The 21,142-nt window shown below is 37.6% G+C and carries 21 protein-coding genes and 15 tRNA genes; 6 read left to right on the forward strand and 30 right to left on the reverse strand.

Annotated elements, in window-relative coordinates; all coding sequences use genetic code 11:
• Positions 1–661 precede the first annotated feature (661 nt).
• Positions 662–856, forward strand: a complete 195-nt coding sequence (locus KFO35_RS12650; RefSeq protein ID WP_002292375.1) for a hypothetical protein — start codon at positions 662–664, stop codon at positions 854–856.
• A 62-nt stretch (positions 857–918) separates the two neighbouring features.
• Positions 919–1,218, forward strand: a complete 300-nt coding sequence (locus KFO35_RS12655) for a hypothetical protein (RefSeq protein WP_002315253.1) — start codon at positions 919–921, stop codon at positions 1,216–1,218.
• Between the two features lie 100 nt (positions 1,219–1,318).
• On the opposite strand, the gene KFO35_RS12660 is transcribed toward KFO35_RS12655, so the two are convergent.
• Genes KFO35_RS12660 through ulaG form a run of 6 tightly spaced genes read right to left on the reverse strand, consistent with a single transcriptional unit; the run spans position 1,319 to position 6,312 of the window.
• Positions 1,319–2,263: an L-ribulose-5-phosphate 3-epimerase gene (locus tag KFO35_RS12660; RefSeq protein WP_002315254.1), complete on the reverse strand. Its 945-nt coding sequence runs from the start codon at positions 2,261–2,263 to the stop codon at positions 1,319–1,321.
• A 4-nt stretch (positions 2,264–2,267) separates the two neighbouring features.
• A complete protein-coding gene (locus KFO35_RS12665; RefSeq protein ID WP_002315255.1) occupies positions 2,268–2,906 on the reverse strand; it encodes a 3-keto-L-gulonate-6-phosphate decarboxylase UlaD in 639 nt (212 codons plus the stop codon).
• Positions 2,907–2,920: 14 nt separating this feature from the next.
• Positions 2,921–3,220: a PTS sugar transporter subunit IIB gene (locus KFO35_RS12670; RefSeq protein ID WP_002292382.1), complete on the reverse strand. Its 300-nt coding sequence runs from the start codon at positions 3,218–3,220 to the stop codon at positions 2,921–2,923.
• Between the two features lie 41 nt (positions 3,221–3,261).
• Positions 3,262–4,746, reverse strand: coding sequence for a PTS ascorbate transporter subunit IIC (gene ulaA, locus KFO35_RS12675; RefSeq protein ID WP_024634743.1), 1,485 nt, complete (start codon positions 4,744–4,746; stop codon positions 3,262–3,264).
• 19 nt (positions 4,747–4,765) lie between these two features.
• Complete coding sequence (locus KFO35_RS12680; protein ID WP_156272389.1) at positions 4,766–5,227, reverse strand: PTS sugar transporter subunit IIA; 462 nt, start codon at positions 5,225–5,227, stop codon at positions 4,766–4,768.
• Between the two features lie 17 nt (positions 5,228–5,244).
• Positions 5,245–6,312: an L-ascorbate 6-phosphate lactonase gene (gene ulaG, locus KFO35_RS12685; RefSeq protein WP_002292386.1), complete on the reverse strand. Its 1,068-nt coding sequence runs from the start codon at positions 6,310–6,312 to the stop codon at positions 5,245–5,247.
• Positions 6,313–6,529: 217 nt separating this feature from the next.
• Between ulaG and KFO35_RS12690 the strand changes: the two genes are divergently transcribed.
• Entirely contained in the window at positions 6,530–7,300 is a 771-nt protein-coding gene (locus tag KFO35_RS12690; RefSeq protein ID WP_002315258.1) for a DeoR/GlpR family DNA-binding transcription regulator, read from the forward strand.
• Between the two features lie 166 nt (positions 7,301–7,466).
• Here the strand turns inward: KFO35_RS12690 and KFO35_RS12695 are convergent, their stop codons facing one another.
• The 4 genes from KFO35_RS12695 to KFO35_RS12710 form a co-directional block, all read right to left on the reverse strand.
• Positions 7,467–8,903 carry a 6-phospho-beta-glucosidase gene (locus KFO35_RS12695; RefSeq protein WP_002315259.1) on the reverse strand — a complete coding sequence of 479 codons (1,437 nt, stop codon included), beginning with the start codon at positions 8,901–8,903 and terminating at the stop codon, positions 7,467–7,469.
• Positions 8,900–10,273: a PTS sugar transporter subunit IIC gene (locus tag KFO35_RS12700; RefSeq protein WP_002315260.1), complete on the reverse strand. Its 1,374-nt coding sequence runs from the start codon at positions 10,271–10,273 to the stop codon at positions 8,900–8,902. Before KFO35_RS12700 ends, KFO35_RS12695 begins: the two co-directional genes overlap by 4 nt.
• A gap of 215 nt (positions 10,274–10,488) precedes the next feature.
• Positions 10,489–11,250: a MurR/RpiR family transcriptional regulator gene (locus tag KFO35_RS12705; RefSeq protein WP_002315261.1), complete on the reverse strand. Its 762-nt coding sequence runs from the start codon at positions 11,248–11,250 to the stop codon at positions 10,489–10,491.
• A gap of 61 nt (positions 11,251–11,311) precedes the next feature.
• Entirely contained in the window at positions 11,312–11,671 is a 360-nt protein-coding gene (locus KFO35_RS12710; protein ID WP_002315262.1) for a PTS sugar transporter subunit IIB, read from the reverse strand.
• A 171-nt stretch (positions 11,672–11,842) separates the two neighbouring features.
• Between KFO35_RS12710 and KFO35_RS12715 the strand changes: the two genes are divergently transcribed.
• The 3 genes from KFO35_RS12715 (at position 11,843) to KFO35_RS12725 (ending at position 15,559) form a co-directional block, all read left to right on the forward strand.
• Positions 11,843–12,613, forward strand: a complete 771-nt coding sequence (locus tag KFO35_RS12715) for a MurR/RpiR family transcriptional regulator (protein WP_156272387.1) — start codon at positions 11,843–11,845, stop codon at positions 12,611–12,613.
• A gap of 169 nt (positions 12,614–12,782) precedes the next feature.
• On the forward strand, positions 12,783–14,351 hold the full coding sequence (gene malX / locus KFO35_RS12720; RefSeq protein WP_156272385.1) for a maltose/glucose-specific PTS transporter subunit IIBC: 1,569 nt from the start codon (positions 12,783–12,785) through the stop codon (positions 14,349–14,351).
• Positions 14,352–14,362: 11 nt separating this feature from the next.
• Positions 14,363–15,559, forward strand: coding sequence for a MalY/PatB family protein (locus KFO35_RS12725; RefSeq protein WP_002315265.1), 1,197 nt, complete (start codon positions 14,363–14,365; stop codon positions 15,557–15,559).
• Positions 15,560–15,649: 90 nt separating this feature from the next.
• Here KFO35_RS12725 and KFO35_RS12730 read toward each other — a convergent pair whose 3' ends face one another.
• The 20 genes from KFO35_RS12730 to KFO35_RS12825 form a co-directional block, all read right to left on the reverse strand.
• Positions 15,650–16,477 carry a helix-turn-helix domain-containing protein gene (locus KFO35_RS12730; protein ID WP_002292394.1) on the reverse strand — a complete coding sequence of 276 codons (828 nt, stop codon included), beginning with the start codon at positions 16,475–16,477 and terminating at the stop codon, positions 15,650–15,652.
• 130 nt (positions 16,478–16,607) lie between these two features.
• Complete coding sequence (locus tag KFO35_RS12735; protein WP_156272383.1) at positions 16,608–17,117, reverse strand: kinase; 510 nt, start codon at positions 17,115–17,117, stop codon at positions 16,608–16,610.
• Between the two features lie 94 nt (positions 17,118–17,211).
• Positions 17,212–17,610 (reverse strand): cytidine deaminase family protein, encoded by a 399-nt coding sequence (locus KFO35_RS12740; RefSeq protein WP_002315267.1) that lies wholly within the window; start codon positions 17,608–17,610, stop codon positions 17,212–17,214.
• Between the two features lie 177 nt (positions 17,611–17,787).
• Entirely contained in the window at positions 17,788–18,048 is a 261-nt protein-coding gene (locus KFO35_RS12745) for a hypothetical protein (protein ID WP_002309692.1), read from the reverse strand.
• Positions 18,049–18,072: 24 nt separating this feature from the next.
• Positions 18,073–19,377: a PTS sugar transporter subunit IIC gene (locus KFO35_RS12750; protein ID WP_024636578.1), complete on the reverse strand. Its 1,305-nt coding sequence runs from the start codon at positions 19,375–19,377 to the stop codon at positions 18,073–18,075.
• Between the two features lie 267 nt (positions 19,378–19,644).
• Positions 19,645–19,729 (reverse strand) — tRNA-Leu (locus tag KFO35_RS12755).
• Between the two features lie 15 nt (positions 19,730–19,744).
• Positions 19,745–19,816: transfer RNA gene (locus KFO35_RS12760), tRNA-Gln, on the reverse strand.
• 9 nt (positions 19,817–19,825) lie between these two features.
• A tRNA-His gene (locus tag KFO35_RS12765) sits at positions 19,826–19,898 on the reverse strand.
• 61 nt (positions 19,899–19,959) lie between these two features.
• A tRNA-Leu gene (locus KFO35_RS12770) sits at positions 19,960–20,044 on the reverse strand.
• A gap of 20 nt (positions 20,045–20,064) precedes the next feature.
• Positions 20,065–20,135, reverse strand: a tRNA-Cys gene (locus KFO35_RS12775).
• Positions 20,136–20,180: 45 nt separating this feature from the next.
• Positions 20,181–20,252, reverse strand: a tRNA-Gln gene (locus KFO35_RS12780).
• An 11-nt stretch (positions 20,253–20,263) separates the two neighbouring features.
• Positions 20,264–20,336, reverse strand: a tRNA-His gene (locus KFO35_RS12785).
• Positions 20,337–20,338: 2 nt separating this feature from the next.
• Positions 20,339–20,412 (reverse strand) — tRNA-Trp (locus tag KFO35_RS12790).
• A 6-nt stretch (positions 20,413–20,418) separates the two neighbouring features.
• Positions 20,419–20,499, reverse strand: a tRNA-Tyr gene (locus tag KFO35_RS12795).
• Between the two features lies 1 nt (position 20,500).
• A tRNA-Phe gene (locus KFO35_RS12800) sits at positions 20,501–20,576 on the reverse strand.
• Positions 20,577–20,611: 35 nt separating this feature from the next.
• Positions 20,612–20,684, reverse strand: a tRNA-Asp gene (locus KFO35_RS12805).
• A 9-nt stretch (positions 20,685–20,693) separates the two neighbouring features.
• Positions 20,694–20,766 (reverse strand) — tRNA-Val (locus KFO35_RS12810).
• 15 nt (positions 20,767–20,781) lie between these two features.
• Positions 20,782–20,853, reverse strand: a tRNA-Glu gene (locus KFO35_RS12815).
• A gap of 14 nt (positions 20,854–20,867) precedes the next feature.
• Positions 20,868–20,956: transfer RNA gene (locus KFO35_RS12820), tRNA-Ser, on the reverse strand.
• A gap of 39 nt (positions 20,957–20,995) precedes the next feature.
• Positions 20,996–21,069: transfer RNA gene (locus KFO35_RS12825), tRNA-Asn, on the reverse strand.
• Positions 21,070–21,142 lie beyond the last annotated feature (73 nt).

A 21,142-nucleotide genomic window follows, 5' to 3' on the forward strand; every position in this document is an offset into this window, starting at 1 on the left:
TTCCAGCTAAGTAAAGATTGACGATTTGTTGCTTGAATTCTTGTGAAAAAGTTCTTCGTGTTCTCTTAGACATAAAAATTCCTCCTGGTATGTTTTCTTCTAGTCTACACACCTTAATTTTTCTGTCTAGTTAATTGTAGCCTATCCAGACCTTCTGTAGTAGCTGTACAGCCACTCAATATAGTGATACAACCAATTAACAGAACATAAAATATTTTTATCATTATTATAGAACCTACTCTCTTTTCTTAAGATAGAAACATGACTTTTAAAATGGTGATCGTCCTCTTCTGATATTACAGATACTGCTAATTTTTTTACTTAATAATATGCGAAAAAGAAAAGCAATAACCAAAATAAATAGTTATAGTCTTATTTTAATTTATTATATTTAACGATTAACTAATAATTTTTAAATGATATTATTTTACAAAGTACGTTTAGAGATAGCTTTTGTCTATTGATTATTTAAAACAAGTGATTCAATAAAGCAACAGATTCTATCCGTTTTTATTATATGTATTATTCAAATTAGTTATATCGAGTGAAAAAAACTTTTAAATTGATTCTTTTTATTTATCATAAAGATATAGATACATAATCATTTTCGCTTACATATATTTGAATATGAACTAAAAACAGCAAGAAAGAAGATGATCAAATGTATTATGTAGAAGTAAAAACAAAAGGTGTCAAAAATAAACAATATGTGAAAGGCATGAGTAATGAGTATCCTTTACTTGGTTCATGGAAAGAAGCAGCACCTTTTTCCAAACCATGTGCCATAAAAATAAAGAGCGAGCTGGAAAAAGAACTGACTTGCGGCAAAGCAGTTGTAACCATCATCGAAAAGTAACAGTGCAAAAACTAATGAATGACTTATTCCAACACTTAAGCCGTATAGAAAGGAAGCAAAATATGGATTATACTGTTGAGTTTGACAGTGAACTATTGGAACAATTTCCGCAAGAGGTACATCTCGCATACAAAAAAACTATTTCTAAAAAAGTCATAGAGCATGTAGACCATAATTTTTTTCGTATAAAACCAGTACGAACACGCTCGGCAAAGGGAATATATGAAATGAAAGTCAATATTGATAAAAAAAATTATCGTATAGCATTTTCTTTTAAAAAAAATCATGTATTCATTTTTTATATTAGTCCAAATGTACAAAAAATAGTATTTGATAAAGAAGTGAATAAAAAAATAAAATAGACGAGGATAGGAGGATAGATTGAGTGATACTTGAATCTATCCTCCCATTTTTTTCTTTTTACGTTATTACATGTTATTTGTCATTACCAAAAAGACCCTCTTATCTTCTAGTATCCTTTATGTAAGAAACAGCATCCATTTCTTTTACTTGAACAAATCCTACTGATTCATAAAATTTTTTTGTTTTCTCAGTATCATCTGTCAATAATTCGATTTGGACTGGTCCATAACTGGTGATCTTCTCCAAAGCTTCATTCAAAAGCGCTTTGCCTATTCCTTGGCGCTGAGACCTCGGATGAATGAGGATATCTTGAATAAATGCGATCGTCGCAAAAACAGTGATCCAACGAACGACTCCGATAATCTTCTCTTCTCCATTACGCTTTACCAGAGATTCAGATTGTTCAAATGCTCTAGCTAAGTGGATAGCAGTGATATAATCGATCCCTTTCTCAAGTTCTCGAGCCGGATTATTTTCCGGCCATGCGGACAAATTGCCTAGGTCTGGATATACTTGTAGAAAAGGGGAATGAATCTGTTCTTTGATTTCTAAAAATTTTGAAATGGAGTTCATAAATGGATCATCCATGATTTCCACGGAAAGAATGATGCCATATTTAGAAGCTTCCTTTACGCTTTCTTTTATTCCTTCGATAAAGTCTTCTCTGGAATTCATTGATTTCTCTTCATAATAAACATCGTATCCAGCTATTTGGATTACTTTGACGCTTAGATTATGCGCCAAATGGATTGCTTTTTTCATTAGTTGTTTCGCTGCTTTTTTCTTTTCTGGATCAGCAGAACCAAACGGAAATCGCCGATGCGCACTTAAACAAATCGAATGGATACGTACACCAGAGCTAAACATCTCTTCTCTCAGCTCAGCTATCTTTTCTTCAGACCAATCTAATCGTGCTAACCGCTCATCCGTCTCATCAATCGACATCTCGATAAAATCGAAGTCCATTTCTTTTACAAGGGAAAAACGTTCTTTCCATGAAATATCTTTGGGTAATGCTTTTTCATAAATCCCGATTTGAGCCATTTCCTTACCCCCAGATACGAATGATCTCATCTTTGAAACATTGTGCAGCCTTCATTGGATCTTCTGCTGCTGTAATCCCCCGACCCGCGATAAAGGTATACACATCGATTCCTTCAAACAATTGTAATGTGTTTGGATTTAATCCACCAGTTACAGAAACATTGAAGCCTAGTTCAATCAGTTTGCTGACCTTCGACAAATCTTTTTCACCCCAAGCTTCACCAGATAAGAGTGCATCACGGCTTTGGTGGTAGATTACCTGTCGGATTCCGATGTTATACCAATCCTTGGCTTGCTCAAAAGTCCAATTGCCATAGAGTTCTACTTGTAATTCGCCTATCTCTTTTTGTGCTGCCTTCATCGTTGGCATTGTTGCACAGCAAATGACTGTCATCCAATCTGCTCCTGCATTAGCCACATTTCTTGCTACTGTTCCTCCAGCATCTGCACATTTCGTATCAGCGACCAGTTTTTTGTCTGGAAATATACTGTGAATACAGCGAATCGCTTTTTGTCCTTCCTGTAAGCAAAGGATCGTTCCCACTTCAATAATATCTACTACATCACCGACTTTCATAACATCGCCTAATGCATGTTCTAAGTCATTGTGATCTAACGCAATTTGTAGATTCGGCCTGCTCATCTTGGTTCCTTCTTTCACTTGTTTTTTTGATACCATGTTGTTTCAGCAAATTTTTCACTGATTTCTTTGGCGGACATCACATTTTTGATACCGATAACTGTAACGCCTTTTTTCTCTGCCTGAGTAAACATATTCAAAAAATTGACTGGTGTAAAAACGACATCATATTGACTGGCTGAGCTTTTTCCCTCTGAAATAGCACAATGATGAATCTTGGTAATTGGTATATTTAGTTCTTTCATTGCTTTTTCTACACTTCTCATCATCATCAAGCTGGTTCCTGATCCATTTGCACACGATACTAAAATTCTCATCCTAATCCCTCCATTATGAGTGTTGTCTAATCAGATTTCTTTTATGCTTTCTGCTTTTCTGCATATTTTTCATAATCTTCTACAATCAAGAAATACCCTTCAGGATTTTTCCGATATTGTAACTGCGGAATAGCCAATAGACCAATGACGACTACGGCGATTCCAGCATAACCTAGGACTTTCATGACTACTGTAAATAATGGCCAAGCTGTCGCCCAATCGAACATCCCGATATAACCACCGTATGTTGACATCCCGATCCATGTAGCGAATAATGCTGAACCACCTACTTGTATGATTCCAGAAAGAAACGGGAATAGACAGGCAGCTTTGAATCCACCTCGGTTATTGGCATAAACTGCTATAACAGCATTATCAAAGAACAATGGAATGAAACCGGCTATGACGATCGTTGGTGATTTCAATAAAATCAGTAAACCAATCATCAAAAACTGGCCCAAAGCACCAAACAAAAATCCAATCGTTACCGCATTTGGCGAACCAAAGCCAAAAGTAGCGGCTACATCAATTCCTGGAACAGCTCCTGGTAAAATCGTGTTTGAGATTCCTTGAAAGGATTGAGTTAGTTCATCGACGAAAGTCCGAACACCTAATTGCAAGATTGCCAGATATACCGCAAAATTCAAGGAAGTCGTCATAATGTAGAATAAGAAACTCTGCCCCTCTTGCATGAATTGCGCTTGAATCAAATAATCTTTGCCTAGTACAATCAGAATGATCCCAAAGAAAAATAGCATGAGCAACGAAGTAGCAACCATATTCTCATTAAATATCGATAGGAATCCTGGTAATTTGATATCTTCGATTTTCTTGTCTTGCTTGATCGATCGATTTTTCTTTTCATCCCGCTTTTTCATCCATTCAGCTAGCTTAGCAAAAATAAAGATTCCGAACATTTGCTGATGTGCCACCGCAAATCCGGCACCTTCTGTCAATTCCTGCGTGATCCCTACTGTTAAGTTAGAAGCTACTGCCCAATAACACCCTAAAATCAATCCCATAAATATCAATACTTGTATCCTGCCTAGATCAGGAAAGCAAAACAGTAAAATCCAAAAAGCGGTAGCTGCTTGCTGGACCTGAACATTTCCGGTCGTGAAAACGGATCGCAGTTTCGTATATCTCTGAAAACGGACTAATAAAATATTTAAAACAAACGCAATCAGTAATAGAATCATCACATCTCCAAAGGTACGGCCAAATGTCTCCATTAATCCAGCATCCACAGCATTTTGTCCAAAATAAGGATCTGTAACCATGGCATCCAAATTAAACCGTTCTTTCAGTCCAACCAAGATTGGTCGAAAATTGTTGACCAAACCACCAGAGCCAACAGTCAAAATAAAGTAGCCAACCGTTGCCTTTAAGAATCCAGCGATGCATTCATGAAGTGGGCGTTTCAGCAAAATATAGCCTAATAACACGATAAAACCAATCAGGTACGCTGGCTGTGTCAAGATATTTGTTGCAAAATACGTCCAAATGCTTAACAAAAATTCCCCCATCTTTTTTCTCCTCTATCAATTAATTATATTCCGCCATCACAACTTGGTAATCATCGATGGAGTTCGTAGAGATGAGACGCTCAACCAATCCATCTGTCATTAATAATTCGGATAATTTTTGGATATTTTCTAGGTGTTCTTCTGGATTTTTTGCTGCGAGTGTAAAAAACAAACTGGCCGTTTTCTCCTCATTCTCCCCTTCACTTTCAAAACGGACTGGCTGCTTCAACTTGGTAAATGAAATAGCCGTTCCAAAAACTCCCTCACTTTTTTCTGAAGAATGCGGCATGGCTACTTGAGGTGCAATCACAATATAAGGTCCATATTTTTCTACACAATGAATGATTTCTTCAACATACGTTTGATCAATGATGTTCTTATCAATCAATACACGACAGCTTTCGACGATAGCTTCACGCCAATCCGTGATTTCTTTATCTGGGTAATGGATCAATTGATGGTCAAAAAAGTATTTCAGCAAGAAACTTCCCTTCTTTCTTATAAAAACGACGGAAACGGTGTATCATTTTCAATCGAGAAGACATCTTCAAATCCGCGATAAAAATTAAACTCAAGATCATCTTTGTTTGTCGGATAGATGAATTTCCCGCCTACTTGCCAGATATAAGGTTTAAACCCATACTGTAAGCGATCCTTCTTGAATTTCCAAATTTCAGTAATCTCTTTAGGATCAGCCATAAAATTAGACCAAATATCGTAGTGGACAGGAATCACTACTTTTGCATTCAATGACTCCGCCATGCGCAGCATATCAACAGAAGTAACTTTGTCTGTTATCCCTCGTGGGTTTTCACCGTAGGCTCCTAAGCAGACATCGATTTTGTGGTCGTTGCCATGTTTGGCAAATAAATTGGAATAATGTGAATCTCCTGCGTGATAAAGAGTACCTCCTGATGTTTCGAATAAATAATTTACTGCTATTTGATCCATCTCCTGAGGCATTTTTCCTTTCAATACTTCTTCCGGATCTCCACAAGTAACCAACGCTGTCCGATCAAACGCTTCTAAAGCTACTACATTGATATCTTTGATTTTGACCGCATCACCTGGTTTCACGATAATCGTTTTTTCTTCAGGGATCCCCCATTTTTGCCACGTGCGAACCACTTCTTTTGGTCCAATGAATATTGCTTCAGGACAATTTTGATGAACGGCTGCAGCTGTGTGGATATCTAGATGATCGGAATGGATGTGTGTGACGATTAAAGCGTCTACATTTTTTATTTCAAAAGGATCGATTACGAAAGGCTGAGTCCGTAAGTTAGGCTGCATCTTTTGAACACCGCTCATACGCATCATCTGATGCCCTTTTTTCATCATGCCATTTCCATGACTGCGTTTTCCCGTTCCACACCATAGATCACATAAGATATTCGTTCCTTCATGACTTTTCAGCCAAATGCCCGTACAGCCTAGCCACCACATAGCAAAAGTTCCAGGTTCCACTACCTCTGATTCGATTTCCTCGTTCAAATACGTACCCCATTCTGGAAATGTTTCTAATATCCACTTTTCTTTTGTCACTTCATTCACCGTTTTGCTCATTTGCTTGCTCCCCCCATATCATTCTTACGACTTACAAGTAAATCTTAATGCGTAACCGCATGCATGAAAACCCTTTTATATGACTATTTATCTTTTATATGATTTTCTTTTAAAGATTAATGATCGTTTCAGTATAATAAAGACAGATATGAATATTTAAATGAACAACTAATCAAATAAATCCATGGATCAAGATGACCTTCAGGAGGCAACAGTCATGAAAAACTCACTTGTCAATATTGAAAAACGGCAAAAAGATATTTTGGAACTACTTCAGCAAACCGAACAATTGTCAACTTTTGAATTAGCTGAATCTCTGGATGTATCTATTAGTACGATACGCAGAGATTTAAATTTATTAGAAGAAAAAAACGAGATCATCCGCAATTACGGTTATTGTTCTTATAATTACAAAAACCAGACTGATTTTGATCAATCTGGTCCTGAAAGGATTAAACAAGCGATTGCCAGAGAAGCTAGTAAATACATTAGCGATTATGATACATTGTTTATTAATTCTAGTTCGACTGCATTGAAAACACTGGATTTTCTTCAATCTAACCATTTGACCGTCGTTACAAACAACGTAAAAATCAACTATTCTCCTCACAAAGATAATTGCAGTTATATTTTAACTGGCGGAGAGATGCGCTTTCCAAAAGAAGCGTTGGTGGGCGATATCGCATTAAATACAATTTCTTCGATCAATGCAGACATTTGTATCATTGGTTGCAGCGGGATTGATGTCGCACATGGGGTCACAACGAAAATATTGAATGAATCAACAATCAACGAAATGATGATCAACCAGACAATCAAATGTAAGATTCTAGTTGCTGATCATCGAAAAATCGGACTGACATCAAAGTTCAAGATTGCTGATATTTCAGTCTTTGATTATTTGATCACTGATAAATTTTGCTCTGAAAAAGTATTAGACGAGATCAAGAATACGGGGACAAAAATCATCCAAGTAGATTCATTTTAAGAACTATGATGTAAATATGCTTGTTTAGGTAGTTAAGATTATCGAAAAACTGGTTAAAACACCATTTTTTACAGTTATAACTTCTAATAAAAAACACACTACGTTCAAATTAATAAATGAACGTAGCGTGTTCTCTTGTTTTTCACAAGACTAGCTTATCTCACTGCTAAAAAGATAAATTTTCTCCGTTGCTCGCAATCACTTTTTGAAACCAGTAGAAAGAGTCCTTTTTGCTCCGGTTCAATGTGCCATTGCCGTTATCATCTTTATCCACATAGATGAACCCATAGCGTTTTTTCATTTCCCCGGTTCCAGCTGACACTAGATCAATGAATCCCCAAGGTGTATATCCCATCAATTCGATACCATCATAAACAATTGCTTCTTTCATGGCCTCTATATGCTGACGTAAATAGGCAATCCGGTATTCGTCATGGATCTTTCCGTCTTTAGAAGGGACATCGACAGCACCGTAGCCATTTTCTACAATGAACAGTGGCAGTTCATATCGATCATTGAACCAATTCATGGCATAACGTAACCCATCTGGATCGATTTGCCAGCCCCATTCAGAGGATTCAACATACGGATTGTTTACGAGATCATGTGCTTCATCATAATCATATGATGGACCTTTTCCATGATCTTTGACTGCGAAAGACATATAATAACTAAAACCGATATAATCAACTGTTCCTTTTTCTAACTGCGCTTCGTCCTCTGACGTAATATCCAAATCAAAGTGTTTACGGTCCAAATACGATTTTATATAGCTTGGATAAGCCCCTTTGCAATGAACATCCGTAAACCAATAACGACGTTGCATAGCTACTGTTGCTGCCAAGATATCTGAGGGACGGCAAGAATAAGGATAGATTGGTACCATCGCAATCATACAGCCAATCTCAAAAGAAGGATTAATCGCGTGTCCGATTTCGACAGCTTTTGCACTTGCCACTAGTTCATAATGAGCTGCCTGATACATAATTTTTTCTCGCTCTTCTCCTTCAGTGAATTTCAATCCAGAATTAGTAAAGGGAGCAATATCTTCTTGATAATTCGTTTGATTATTGATTTCATTGAAAATCATCCAATATTTTACTTTATCTTTATAACGAGAAAAACAAACTTCAGCAAACCGCACAAAAAAATCAATCATCTTGCGATTGCGCCAACCACCATATTGCTTGACTAAATGATAAGGCATTTCAAAATGCGATAATGTGATCACAGGTTCGATTCCATACTTTAAACATTCATCAAATAATTGATCATAAAACTTCAATCCTGCTTCATTTGGTTCCAATTCATCTCCATTTGGAAAAATACGCGTCCATGCAATCGATGTACGGAAACATTTCAAACCTAGCTCAGCAAATAATTTTATATCTTCTTTATATCGTACATAAAAATCAATGGCTTGATGATTTGGATAATTTTCTTCTTCTACGATACCATCTGTCATTCTCCGAGGTACATGATTAGATCCTGCAGTCATCACATCTGCTACGCTCATTCCCTTTCCGTCAGCTTGCCAGCCACCTTCAATCTGATGGGCAGCCACTGCTCCTCCCCATAAAAACTCTTTTTTCAATATACTCATATTCCTACCTCTTCATCTTCTGTTTGAAGAACTACATGTCCTTTTGTTTCGTCTGCTAAGTCTTTTTCGATTTGGTCCATACTTTCACCTTGTTCTTGTAAATAATTCAACGCATCAACTTTACGTACAAATGGCAGATAAATGAAGAAACCAATGATTAACACCACTGCTTGCAGAACAGCAGCTCTCCACCCTCCAACTAAAAATCCAGAAATGATTGGCGGGGTTGTCCATGGTACTTGTACTGCCGTAAATAAAGGAACAAGTCCAGTGTATAACGAAAAATAGGTGATCATACCAGAAATCATTGGTGTCAAGATAAAGGGCAAAGCCATCAAGGGGTTCATTACAACAGGTGTAGCAAATAAAATAGGTTCATTGATGTTGAAAAATGCAGGCAATAAAGCTAGCCGTCCTAATTGTTTGAATTGAGCCGAGCGAGCAAATGTAACCATGAACATCACCATGCCGATCGTCATACCAGCACCTGTTATAGTCATGAATTGGTCTAAAAATTGTTGTGTTACAATATGACCCCCATTAGCTACTGTCAACTCTTTTCCAGAATTCAAAATCGTTGTATTTTGTAGAGAATTTGCTTGCAAAATCGGTCCCATGATCCCTCCAACTAAAGTAGAGCCGTGTACACCAAAGAACCATAAGAAAGGTACCAAGAAGCCTAACATCATCGCACCTCCAAAAGTATCTGTTACTCCTTGCATCGGTGCTTGGATTATTGTATAAATAGCTTCTACAACAGTCGTGTTGAAAACTTTATCAAAAATAGCATAAATGATAAGAGATACAACGGTGATTACAGCCGCTGGAATCAAAGCTGTAAAGGAGTTAGCTACATTGGTGGGAACTTGTTCTGGTAATTTGATACGGATATCTCGTTTCAAGAACCAAGAATAAGTCCACCCTACAAATAATCCAACTAGAATTGCACTGATCATTCCTTGACCACCAGTCCAAGTTTTGTCGATAACGTTAGTTACAATGGCTTTTGTCTCAGCATTCGTTGCACTTGAATGCTGAGTTAATAAAAATACTACTAATGCAATCATCCCAGCGGGCAAGCCTTCGAACCCTTCTTCTTTTACATAGGAATTAGCAATACCCATTACAGCAAAAATCGACATGATAGCAAATGAAGCACCGAATGCTTCGTTGAAATAGACAGCCAAGCCGCTATCAGCGACCCATTCAGAAATGGTTGGTATCGGAAAATTCGCTAAAAGCAAAAAAACAGAACCTACGATTGTAAAAGGCATCGTGTAAAGCATCCCGTTACGAAGTGCAGTGATTGCTTTCGTGTTTACAAATTTTAATATAGGCGGTAATAATTTTTCATTGATAAAGTTATTCATAAATGATCCTCCTTCATATTTTTTGAAGCGCTGGCCAGCCACTTTTTGTATCCGTTTACAAATACATTTTAAGCGATTTGAACCTTCTAAGGAATACTTTCAGAACGTATAAAAACATGTACCAAGGAAAAAACAACTTTACTGAAACGATAAGAAATCGTGCAGTTTGATATGTATAAACTGCACGATTTCTTATAATAGATTCCAAAAAATCCTTATTTCAGATTTATCGCATTTTCTTTCTGATAAGCTTGATGCGCTAAAATTTCCAAAAGCGCGATTACTGGTACTTGGGTAGTTAAGTTAATCGCATTATCTGTCGGGTCTGGTCCAGAGACATCCGGCATGTAATAAGAAATATTGCAGTCTGATAGTTGAGCAATCGTTGAATGCTGATCATTCGTGATACTTAAGATCTTTGCACCGTATCGCTTGAAGTTTTCGATTTGTTTAATAACTTCCCCTGTCTCTCCAGAAACGGATAATACAATCACTAATGTTTTCTCTAATCCACGTGTCGGTACAGGAATAAATGGATCAGTAATCGAGTAGGCATTAAACTGTAAATTAGAAAAATAACGTGCACCATAAGTTCCCAATGTTCCGCTAGTCCCAATTCCAGTAAAAATCAAATGATCATGTAATGAAATGAGTTCAATTGCAGGATCTAAAACAACGTGATAACTTTCATTATTCACTTTTTTCAAAAAAGCATCGACATGCACATTTGCTTCATAAAATGACTCAAATGTTTGACGATTTTTCGTTAGTTTTTCTTTTAGAGAAAACTTGAATTCTGAATAGCCTGAAAAACCTAATTTACTTAAACAACGTAATATCGTAGATGTTGATACATGACAATGATTTGAAAATTCGCGAATGGTCCACTCAACTACTTGACTCATATTTTCTAAAATAAATGTATAAACAATCAACTCCAATTCATTTAATTCTTTCACTTTTTCTGAATCAAACATAAATTTCCAACTCCTAGCAGCACAATTTTAAACGAATAACATTCTGAATGATCGCCCATTTTTATTTATAAAGAGTCCCTAGCTTCTCTACTATTTTCTCCACATCCAAAGTTCCATATTCTTCCTTAGATATCACGAAAACAGGTATTTCAGGGAACTGACTTTCTATTTTATCTTTTGCGTATCCAAGTAAAGGAGTGAGCAATAAGATGTCTGCTCTCTTTGCTTCTTTGTCTATTTGGCTAGAATCATAGACTTTGACTGACACATTTTTTTGCGCTTTTTGAAAGAAATGTGTCAATTTTCTTTCTAAACGTTGCGTTTGCAAAAGTCCATCAGAAGAAATCAAACTGAATATCATATCGAAAAGAAAGATTTTCTTTGGACTTTGTTCAGCAATCTTGGGCTTGTTACGATTCATTGGTTACCTTCTTCTCTTTTGTCTTTAGATCATCCCAGTATTTTAACTAACTTTTATTATATATACATTTTCATGAAAGCGCTGTATAATAAGTTAGATTATTATCTAAACTCAACAGAGCTATTTGTTTACGAGTGTTATTTTTGTTAGATATTGAAAGGAGTACCGTCCATGTTAAGCAATAGTTTGATTGCTTTACTAGAAAAGAAGCGTTCCTCGTTAAGTAAAATCGAAAATGAAATATTGGATTATATATTCCTCCATTTGTCCGATATTGGAACAAAAACGATTTATGAAGTATCTGATGATTTATTTGTCTCAACTGCTACTATCTCCCGAACGACTAAACATTTAGGCTATCAAGGTTTTAAAGAGTTGAAATACGCCATCGATCAATCCATCCATGTAGAGGAACAGGAAGGAAATAGCCGAAGCTTTCAAACAATCACGAACCAGATCACTTCAAATGTTACAGAAACGTTCCATCAAATGAGCGAAGAAAAGGCCAAACAAATGATGACATTGATCCATCAATCGAATACTATTGAAGTTTTTGTATTAGGAGGAAGCTTCCCTATTTGTACAGATTTTGCTCGAAAACTGACTTTTTTAGGAAAAAAAGCATTTGCTCGTTCAGATTGGGATGAACAAGAAGCAGCTGTAAGTAATTTAAATCAGGAAGACTTAGCTATTTTCGTCAGTTTCACAGGAGAAACAAAAGGTATCCTCTCCTATGCCCAGATTGCTCAAAGACAACAAGTCCCTATCATCAGCATTATTTCAACCAAGGGAAGTAACTTGGAAAAATTATCGACGATTTCCTTATATGCAAAGGGAACGACTCGCTATCACCACAGTGTCGATTTAAGTTCAAGAATTTCTGTCATTTGTTTATTTGATACAGTACTCTTGATGTATGCAGACCAAATGAAAAACAATTAGCTATAATTTGTTGCTATTTCTAGTGAAACAGCTTACTCAATCATGTATGAGGATACAGAATATCTGTCTCCTCTTTTTTATTTCCTTTAGTTAGCTATAATAAACCTATAAATGAAAACGCAATCATTTTTTTAAGATCTTAAAACTACTAAGAGATGGAGGAAGAAAAATGGATACAAAGAAAAAGAAATCGACCTTTTGGGAGTTCTTTCAAGGGTTGGGAAAGACTTTTATGTTGCCGGTTGCTTTGTTGGCTTTCATGGGTATTCTTTTAGGGTTAGGTAGTTCATTTTCCAGTGAATCAATGATTCAGACTTTACCGTTTTTAGGATATCCAGCAGTCAAAGCAGTGTTCCAATTCATGTCTGCTATTGGCAGTTTTGCCTTTACCTACTTGCCAGTCATGTTTGCCATGGCCATTCCATTAGGATTAGTTCGTAAGGAAAAAGGTGTGGCCGCTTTTTCTGGATTCGTCGGTTACACTGTCATGAATTTAGCCATCAACTTTTACTTAGTCCTGACAAATCGTTTAGTTGATGCCGACCACTTGCGAGAAGCTGGACAAGGAATGGTTTTTGGTATCCAGACGATCGAAATGGGTGTTCTTGGAGGGATCATTGCTGGAATCATCGTTTATAAGTTGCATAACAGGTTTTATACTGTTCAGTTACCAGATAGTTTCGCCTTCTTCTCAGGGGCTCGTTTTGTACCGATTATCACTTCTCTAGTTTTAGGGTTTGTTGGTTTGATCATCCCCTTGATTTGGCCTTTATTCGCTATGGTCATTATGGCTATCGGCCAGCTAATCCAACGTTCAGGAATATTTGGTCCCTTCTTATTCGGCTCAGGGGAACGACTGCTTCTTCCATTCGGGCTTCATCATATTCTAGTTTCGATGATACGCTTTACTGAAGCTGGTGGTTCGGCGATCATTGATGGGAAAGAAGTATTTGGTGCACTGAATATCTTTTATGCAGAATTGCAAAACAATTTGCCTATTTCGCCAAGTGCAACTGCCTTTTTATCACAGGGAAAAATGCCTACATTTATTTTTGGACTGCCTGCAGCAGCATTAGCTATGTATCGTACCGCAGCACCACAAAATCGACATAAAATCAAAGGATTGTTGATTTCAGGTGTGATTGCGACAGCTGTGACCGGAATCACAGAACCAATCGAATTTTTATTTTTATTCATTAGTCCGCTATTATGGCTCTTCCATGTCGTCATGACTGGTCTAGGTTTTATGGTCATGGCATTATTAGGTGTAGTAATCGGGAATACAGATGGTGGAATCTTAGATTTTGTGATTTTTGGTCTACTTCAAGGTAATGACACAAAATGGTGGTGGGTATTAATAATCGGTGCTTTGTGGTTCGGTATTTACTATATTGTCTTCAAAACAGTAATCATAAAATTGGATTTAAAAACACCTGGGCGTGACAAGACAGTGGATGAAACAGAATATACCGATCAAGAAGTGAACTTTCATAAAACAGGCGGATACGATGCAAAAGGAATTTTAGCAGCACTTGGTGGTCAAGAAAACATCCAATCTTTAGATAATTGTATTACACGTTTACGTTTAGTTTTAGCAGATGCAGATATCGTAGATGATGAAAAGTTAAAACAACTAGGAGCATTAGGTGTGGTCCATCTCGATCATCAAAACGTCCAAGTGATTATCGGAACAAAAGTCACAACTGTTCGCAATCAGCTTGATACGATTTTAGGATAAAAAGATAGAAGGTGAATTTTGTGACATTTGATACCGCTATAAATAGAAAAGGAACGTACTGTACACAGTGGGACTACGTTGAAGACCGATTTGGAGAAGCTGATTTACTCCCTTTTACGATTTCTGATACAGATTTTATGGTCCCAAAAGAAGTACTCAAAACTTTGAAAGAAAGGATGAACCATCCAGTATTTGGCTATACCCGCTGGAATCATCATGAATTAAAAGAAGCAATTAAACAGTGGTATCAATCCCGTTTTGACACACTACTGGAAGAAGAATGGATCATGTACACTCCAACAGTTATCTATGCAGTATCTACCCTTATTCAAATGCTTACTAAAAAAGGGGAAGGAGTGGTTTTACAAACGCCAGCTTATGATGCTTTTTTTAAAGTCATCCAAGACAATGACCGACTTCTAGTCGAGAATCCTTTGATCTATGAAGAAAATCAGTACCGGATCGATTTTACGGATTTAGAAGAGAAATTAGCCAGGCCAGAAAACAAAGTACTACTTCTCTGCTCTCCCCACAATCCAACCGGAAGAGTATGGAAACAATGGGAATTAGAAAAAATCGTGGCATTGTGCCGTCAGTATTCTATATTTTTATTATCTGATGAGATACACATGGACATTTTAGGACGAGGACAAAGGCATATACCTATCACACGCTTCAATTATGAACAAGTGGCGATTGTCACCAGCGGTACAAAAACATTTAACTTCCCTGGATTGACATTTGCCTATGCGTTGATACCGAATCTTGGGTTACGTGAGCATTTTCAAAGAAAGTTAAAAAATGCGGATGGGTTATCTTCTACCAATATTTTCGGTATGTTAGCGACAATGAGTGCCTATCGGTATTGCAGTCATTGGGTAGATGAACTGAATCATTATCTTGAAAGCAATCAGCGGTATGTAAAAACATTTATCCAGGAAAAACTGCCAGATGTAAAAGTCGTCGATCTTGAAGCAACCTATTTGATGTGGCTGGATGTATCCAAAGCTGTATCAGATATTCCTCTTTTAAGAGAGAAGCTGATTTCTGTAGGCAAAGTGGCGATTATGGATGGATCGATTTACGGCGGAAACGGTCATCAATTTTTACGATTGAATATCGGCTGTCCGAAATCGAAATTAGTAGATGGACTAGATCGTATGTTGAAAAGTTTTGAAGCGGCGGCTGCAATCGAAATTAAGCCATAATAAAAGAGATGTGACAAAAGTTTTTGTCACATCTCTTTTTTTTTCGAATCAACGGTGTTCTTAAAGTTATACACTTTTGTCATGACCTCTTTATTTAAGGTCGTTTTCGATCACTTTCACCGCGTGATCATTCCCGTTGAAACATGCTACTTTTTTGGCATCCATATATCTTTCTAAATAATCGTCTTCTCCTAGTTGCTTATGGCAAAAAGCAATTTCATAAAGCAAGTATTCCAATGAATGGGTCGATTTATGTTTCTTATTGTATTCGATCCCCTTCTCGCACAACTGGATTGCTTTTTCATAGTTCTCGATTTTGCTGTAATAGGTAGCGATATTATAATATACGGCACAGACCATCAGATTATCAAAATCTGTATCATTCAAGATTTTAAGCGTACGTTCCACATACACTTTTGCAAAGTCTAATTCTCCTTTTGACAAATAGATCATGGCCACATTTGCAGCTGCTTGTAAATGATGGATATCTGTTTCGGTCGTTTGTTCCAACACTTGATTGAAATAAAACAATGCTGCATCTTCTTTTTTTGCATAAAGATGATCAAGCAGTCCTTGATAAAACAAGATTTGGTTTAAAAGATCAGAATTGCTTACTTTTTTCTGATCAATCGTTTGTAAAATTTCATAAGATTCTTTGTACTTCGATACAGCATTCAACGATTGAATCTCACTTAATTTTTTTCTGATCTTGTCTTCTTCTGTTTCCACTAATATATCGGAGATCTCGACATTCAACTTTTTGCAAAGCGCACTTAGGATGTTGATACCTGGTGACATATTTTTGTTTTCGATATTGCTGACAGTTGCCTGTTCGCAAATACCTTCTGCTAATTGTACTTGTGTTAACCCCTTTTTCTTTCGGTATTCTTTCAGTAATGCTCCATCTACTTTTATCAAAACAATTTCCTTCCCTTTAAAAAATTATTTCTCCTTTATATCATACACAAAAAAAGTTCTAAACAACCATAATTGTTTAGAACAGAATAAAAATTTTAATTTTTATCACCAATTATTTCTTGATAAAAAATCAACTGTCTACCTGCAGATCAATCCCCTGAAGTATTTTCTCTATCATTTCTTGTTGACTTAATTCGGCAGTCAGTATCTTCTCATTAGGCAATCCAAGTATATCATGCTCCAACCACCAATCCGCCATTTGTTCTGCACCAAATTCTTTTGACATCTTTCTCTGGCTGTGACGTCTCAGCGTTTCTTCAAAAGAAAGATCGTAATAATAAGCAAATACATTTCCTTGAAAGCTCTCATACAGGTCCATAAGCATCGCTTTGTAGATTTTTGCGCTCATGATCCCCTCAACAAGGACTAAATCAAATCTGTCTTTTCCAAATTCTGCCAACTGACGGATCAAATCTGGTGTAGGATTTCCTATTTTATCTTTGACATTCAACATTCCTCTTCTCACTTCATCTTGAGAGATTCGCATCACCTCCCCCATAGGAAAATGATTTTGAATAGCTTTAGCTGTCGTTGTTTTCCCACTTGCTGAATTTCCTCTTAATATGACTAGCTTCCCCATGACACTGCATCTCCTTGTATACCGATAATCATTCATCCAACATCATTAAACCTTCTGTTGATTGAAAATAAAAAGAGAATCTGTTTGTATAAAATCATTCTGATCTGTAGTAAGCATATGGAATGAGATCCGTAATTTTGATTTTTTTAGCCCCCTCTTCTGTTGAGACAATGATCTCACAATCAGGTGCATACTCCAATATAAACTGTCGGCAATTCCCACATGGAGAATAGATCATGTCAGAATGATCTCCACCCACAGCTACGATACACTCAAAATCACGTTCACCACGACTGATTGCTGTCCCTAACGCAATGATTTCTGCACATGCCCTATGATTCGAATAAACATTCACACCAGTATACACATTACCGTTTGTGCAACGTACTGCAGCTCCTACTGTATGATTGAAAGACACCAAATCAATATTTGATTTAATGACTTCGGTTGCAGCATCCACTAATTCTAAATCCATTGTTGATAAATCGCTCATTTTTATCTCCTTCTTTCTGCCAAATCGGTTAAAGCAATCATAATCTTTATATAAAAAAACATCAATGGCAGAACGGAAAGAAAAGAAACGACTCAGTTAGTATGGAGTATAGTCTATTGTTCTTGATACAACGGTAAAAAAGCAAGCTTGCATTTACAAGCCTGCTTTTTGGAACATTTAAAGCTTCGATGTGACAAACCACCTATGCTGCTCGATCATAAAATTGATAGCAAAAATTCCACAAAGTATATATGTACCCCATGATAATAAAACATTCATCTGCGGTAAAATGATCTTTGGAAGAATCACAATCAAAAATGATGCCAGAGCCCAAACCCAACGATTGATGTGAACGTGACGCATAGCCAGCATATTCAACATAAGTTGGCTTATCGTTAATAAAAAGATAAAAACAAAAAATAAAATCAGCCAATACATTGTTTTCCACCTCTGAAATCAGACTTAAGCAGTTTGTATTTCGTTATCTCCACTATTATTTTGTTCATCTGACAACATCTTTTTATCATAAGCTTTTACAAATGGATAATAGATGATAAATGCTATCAGTGTGTTGATCACGATCAAAACAACCACACGCCAGTCATTTCCTGCTGAGAGATAGCCGCCGATTGGTGCTGGTAATGTCCATGTTGGCAACACAGTAAATCCATTGACCATTTCTAATTTAACTGCAAAATAGCTGACAATAGTCAAAACTAAAGGAACTAAGTTGAATGGAATGAACATATAAGGATTCAACATCATAGGAGCTCCAAAAATCATCGGCTCATTGATATTGAAGATACCAGGAATAATGGAAAAGCGACCAACTTCTTTTAAGAATTTTGATTTACAAAAGAATAAAAACAAAACTGATACCACAATCGTGGCTCCTGCACCGCCAATCGTAACTGTCCATTGATAAAACTGTTCAGGAGCAATATAAGGCAATTTGGTAGCAGCTGTACCATCTGCTAACGCCTTCGCATTCTCATCCAACATAATCAGCCACATTGGACGAACGACAGCCCCTACGATACTCATGCCATGGATCCCAAATGACCACAACAAATGGATCAAAAACATCGGTAATAAAACACCAAGCAGATTATTCCCTAAAATATTGGTTAAAGGCTCGAATAACGATAACAAGGCAGCGTTTACATCAAAGCCCGCGACGCTTCGAATCAACCAAGTCGTTGTTAAAATCACTGCACCAGGAATCAATGCCTCAAAACTACGGGCAACAGCAGGTGGTACTTGTTCTGGCATTTTGATAGTAATATTACGCTTTTTAAAGAAACGATACACTTCCACTGCAAAAATCATGGATAGGATCCCGGCAAACATCCCAGATGCTCCTAAAGAGCTCATCGGTAAGACCCAGCCAAGAGGTGCCTCTTCAGGTGTTAAAACGTTTACAGGAACTTGTAACATAAAGAACGTCCCTAGTGATAATATACCACCTGTCACACTATCCAACCCATATGATTTAGCTAGATCCGAACCCATAACAAAAGTTGCGTAAATAGCCATTAATCCCATCGTAATCCTGAAAGGTAAAACGATCGTTGCCGAATAAGGGGCAATAAATTCATTCCACCAAGGAAACGGTAAATTGATGAAAACCATAAAAAATGTACCAATCAAAATCAATGACAGTGTTGAAACAACCCCATTACGAATTGCCAATAAATGTCGCTGTGTACCAATTTTTGCCATTGGTGGGACAAGTTTTTCCTCAACCCATTTCATCAGCTTTTCCACTAAAACCACTCCTTTTCAATAAAATAGAAACCATTCACTGCATGATGAAGCAAAGAATGTTCATAATTAATTATATAATTATGAAATTTTATTTCAATATATTTTAGTAGAAAATATTATTATTTTTTAATACAGGTTCTTTTTTCTATACAAAAAAATTTTTCAAACCTAATAAACTTTACTGTTCCTATACTGATCTATGGGTTTATAAAATAGTATTTAAATAAAATAAAAAACCTTGAAATTAAATTTCAAGGTTTTTCGTAATACCGGCGGCCGGGGTCGAACCGGCACGTCCTCAACGGACACTGGATTTTGAGTCCAGCGCGTCTGCCAATTCCGCCACGCCGGCAAATTAAAAGAATAACTGGGGTAGCTGGATTCGAACCAACGCATGAGGGAGTCAAAGTCCCTTGCCTTACCGCTTGGCTATACCCCAAGAATAAAGGGCGAATGATGGGAATCGAACCCACGAATGCCGGAGCCACAATCCGGTGCGTTAACCACTTCGCCACATTCGCCATCATAAAAGATGTTATTTAATTTCTCAATAAAAAACTAAGATGAAGACATCTTAGTCAATACCGGCGGCCGGGGTCGAACCGGCACGCCCTCAACGGGCACTGGATTTTGAGTCCAGCGCGTCTGCCAATTCCGCCACGCCGGCAAGTTGATTTATTAGTACTAAGGCGGTAACCGGATTTGAACCGGTGATGAAGGTTTTGCAGACCTCTGCCTTACCACTTGGCTATACCGCCATTATACTATTATCAATCTATAAAATAAAGAATAAATTATAGAAACTGGGGTAGCTGGATTCGAACCAACGCATGAGGGAGTCAAAGTCCCTTGCCTTACCGCTTGGCTATACCCCAAGAATAAAAAGGGCGAATGATGGGAATCGAACCCACGAATGCCGGAGCCACAATCCGGTGCGTTAACCACTTCGCCACATTCGCCATGGCAGGGGCAGCAGGAATTGAACCCACACTAACGGTTTTGGAGACCGCTGTTCTACCTTTAAACTATGCCCCTATAAAATGGAGGAGAGTGGATTCGAACCACTGAACCCTAAGGAACGGATTTACAGTCCGTCGCGTTTAGCCACTTCGCTACTCCTCCATGGTGGCGCGGGACAGAATCGAACTGCCGACACACGGAGCTTCAATCCGTTGCTCTACCAACTGAGCTACCGCGCCATATTTTAAAATTATTAATTGAATAACAAGAACGACGGTTCCGACGGGAATCGAACCCGCGATCTCCTGCGTGACAGGCAGGCATGTTAACCCCTACACCACGGAACCAGTTCATTATGGAGGTTAACGGGATCGAACCGCTGACCCTCTGCTTGTAAGGCAGATGCTCTCCCAGCTGAGCTAAACCTCCAACATTCAATTAAAATGACCCGTACGGGATTCGAACCCGTGTTACCGCCGTGAAAGGGCGGTGTCTTAACCGCTTGACCAACGGGCCAGGTAAACTTGTTACGGAGAGTAAGGGATTCGAACCCTTGAGACAGTTTGCACCATCTACATGATTTCCAATCATGCTCCTTCGGCCTCTCGGACAACTCTCCAGAGTGAAAGAAGCTCAATACTCTTTCTCAAAATGAGAACTCCGGCAGTAGGACTCGAACCTACGACATCATGATTAACAGTCATGCGCTACTACCAACTGAGCTATGCCGGAATAACATCAGCGTGGCGACGTCCTACTCTCACAAGGGGCAACCCCTCACTACAATCGGCGCTAAGAAGCTTAA

This window comes from Enterococcus lactis (assembly GCF_015751045.1).
GTDB classification, from domain to species: domain Bacteria; phylum Bacillota; class Bacilli; order Lactobacillales; family Enterococcaceae; genus Enterococcus_B; species Enterococcus_B lactis.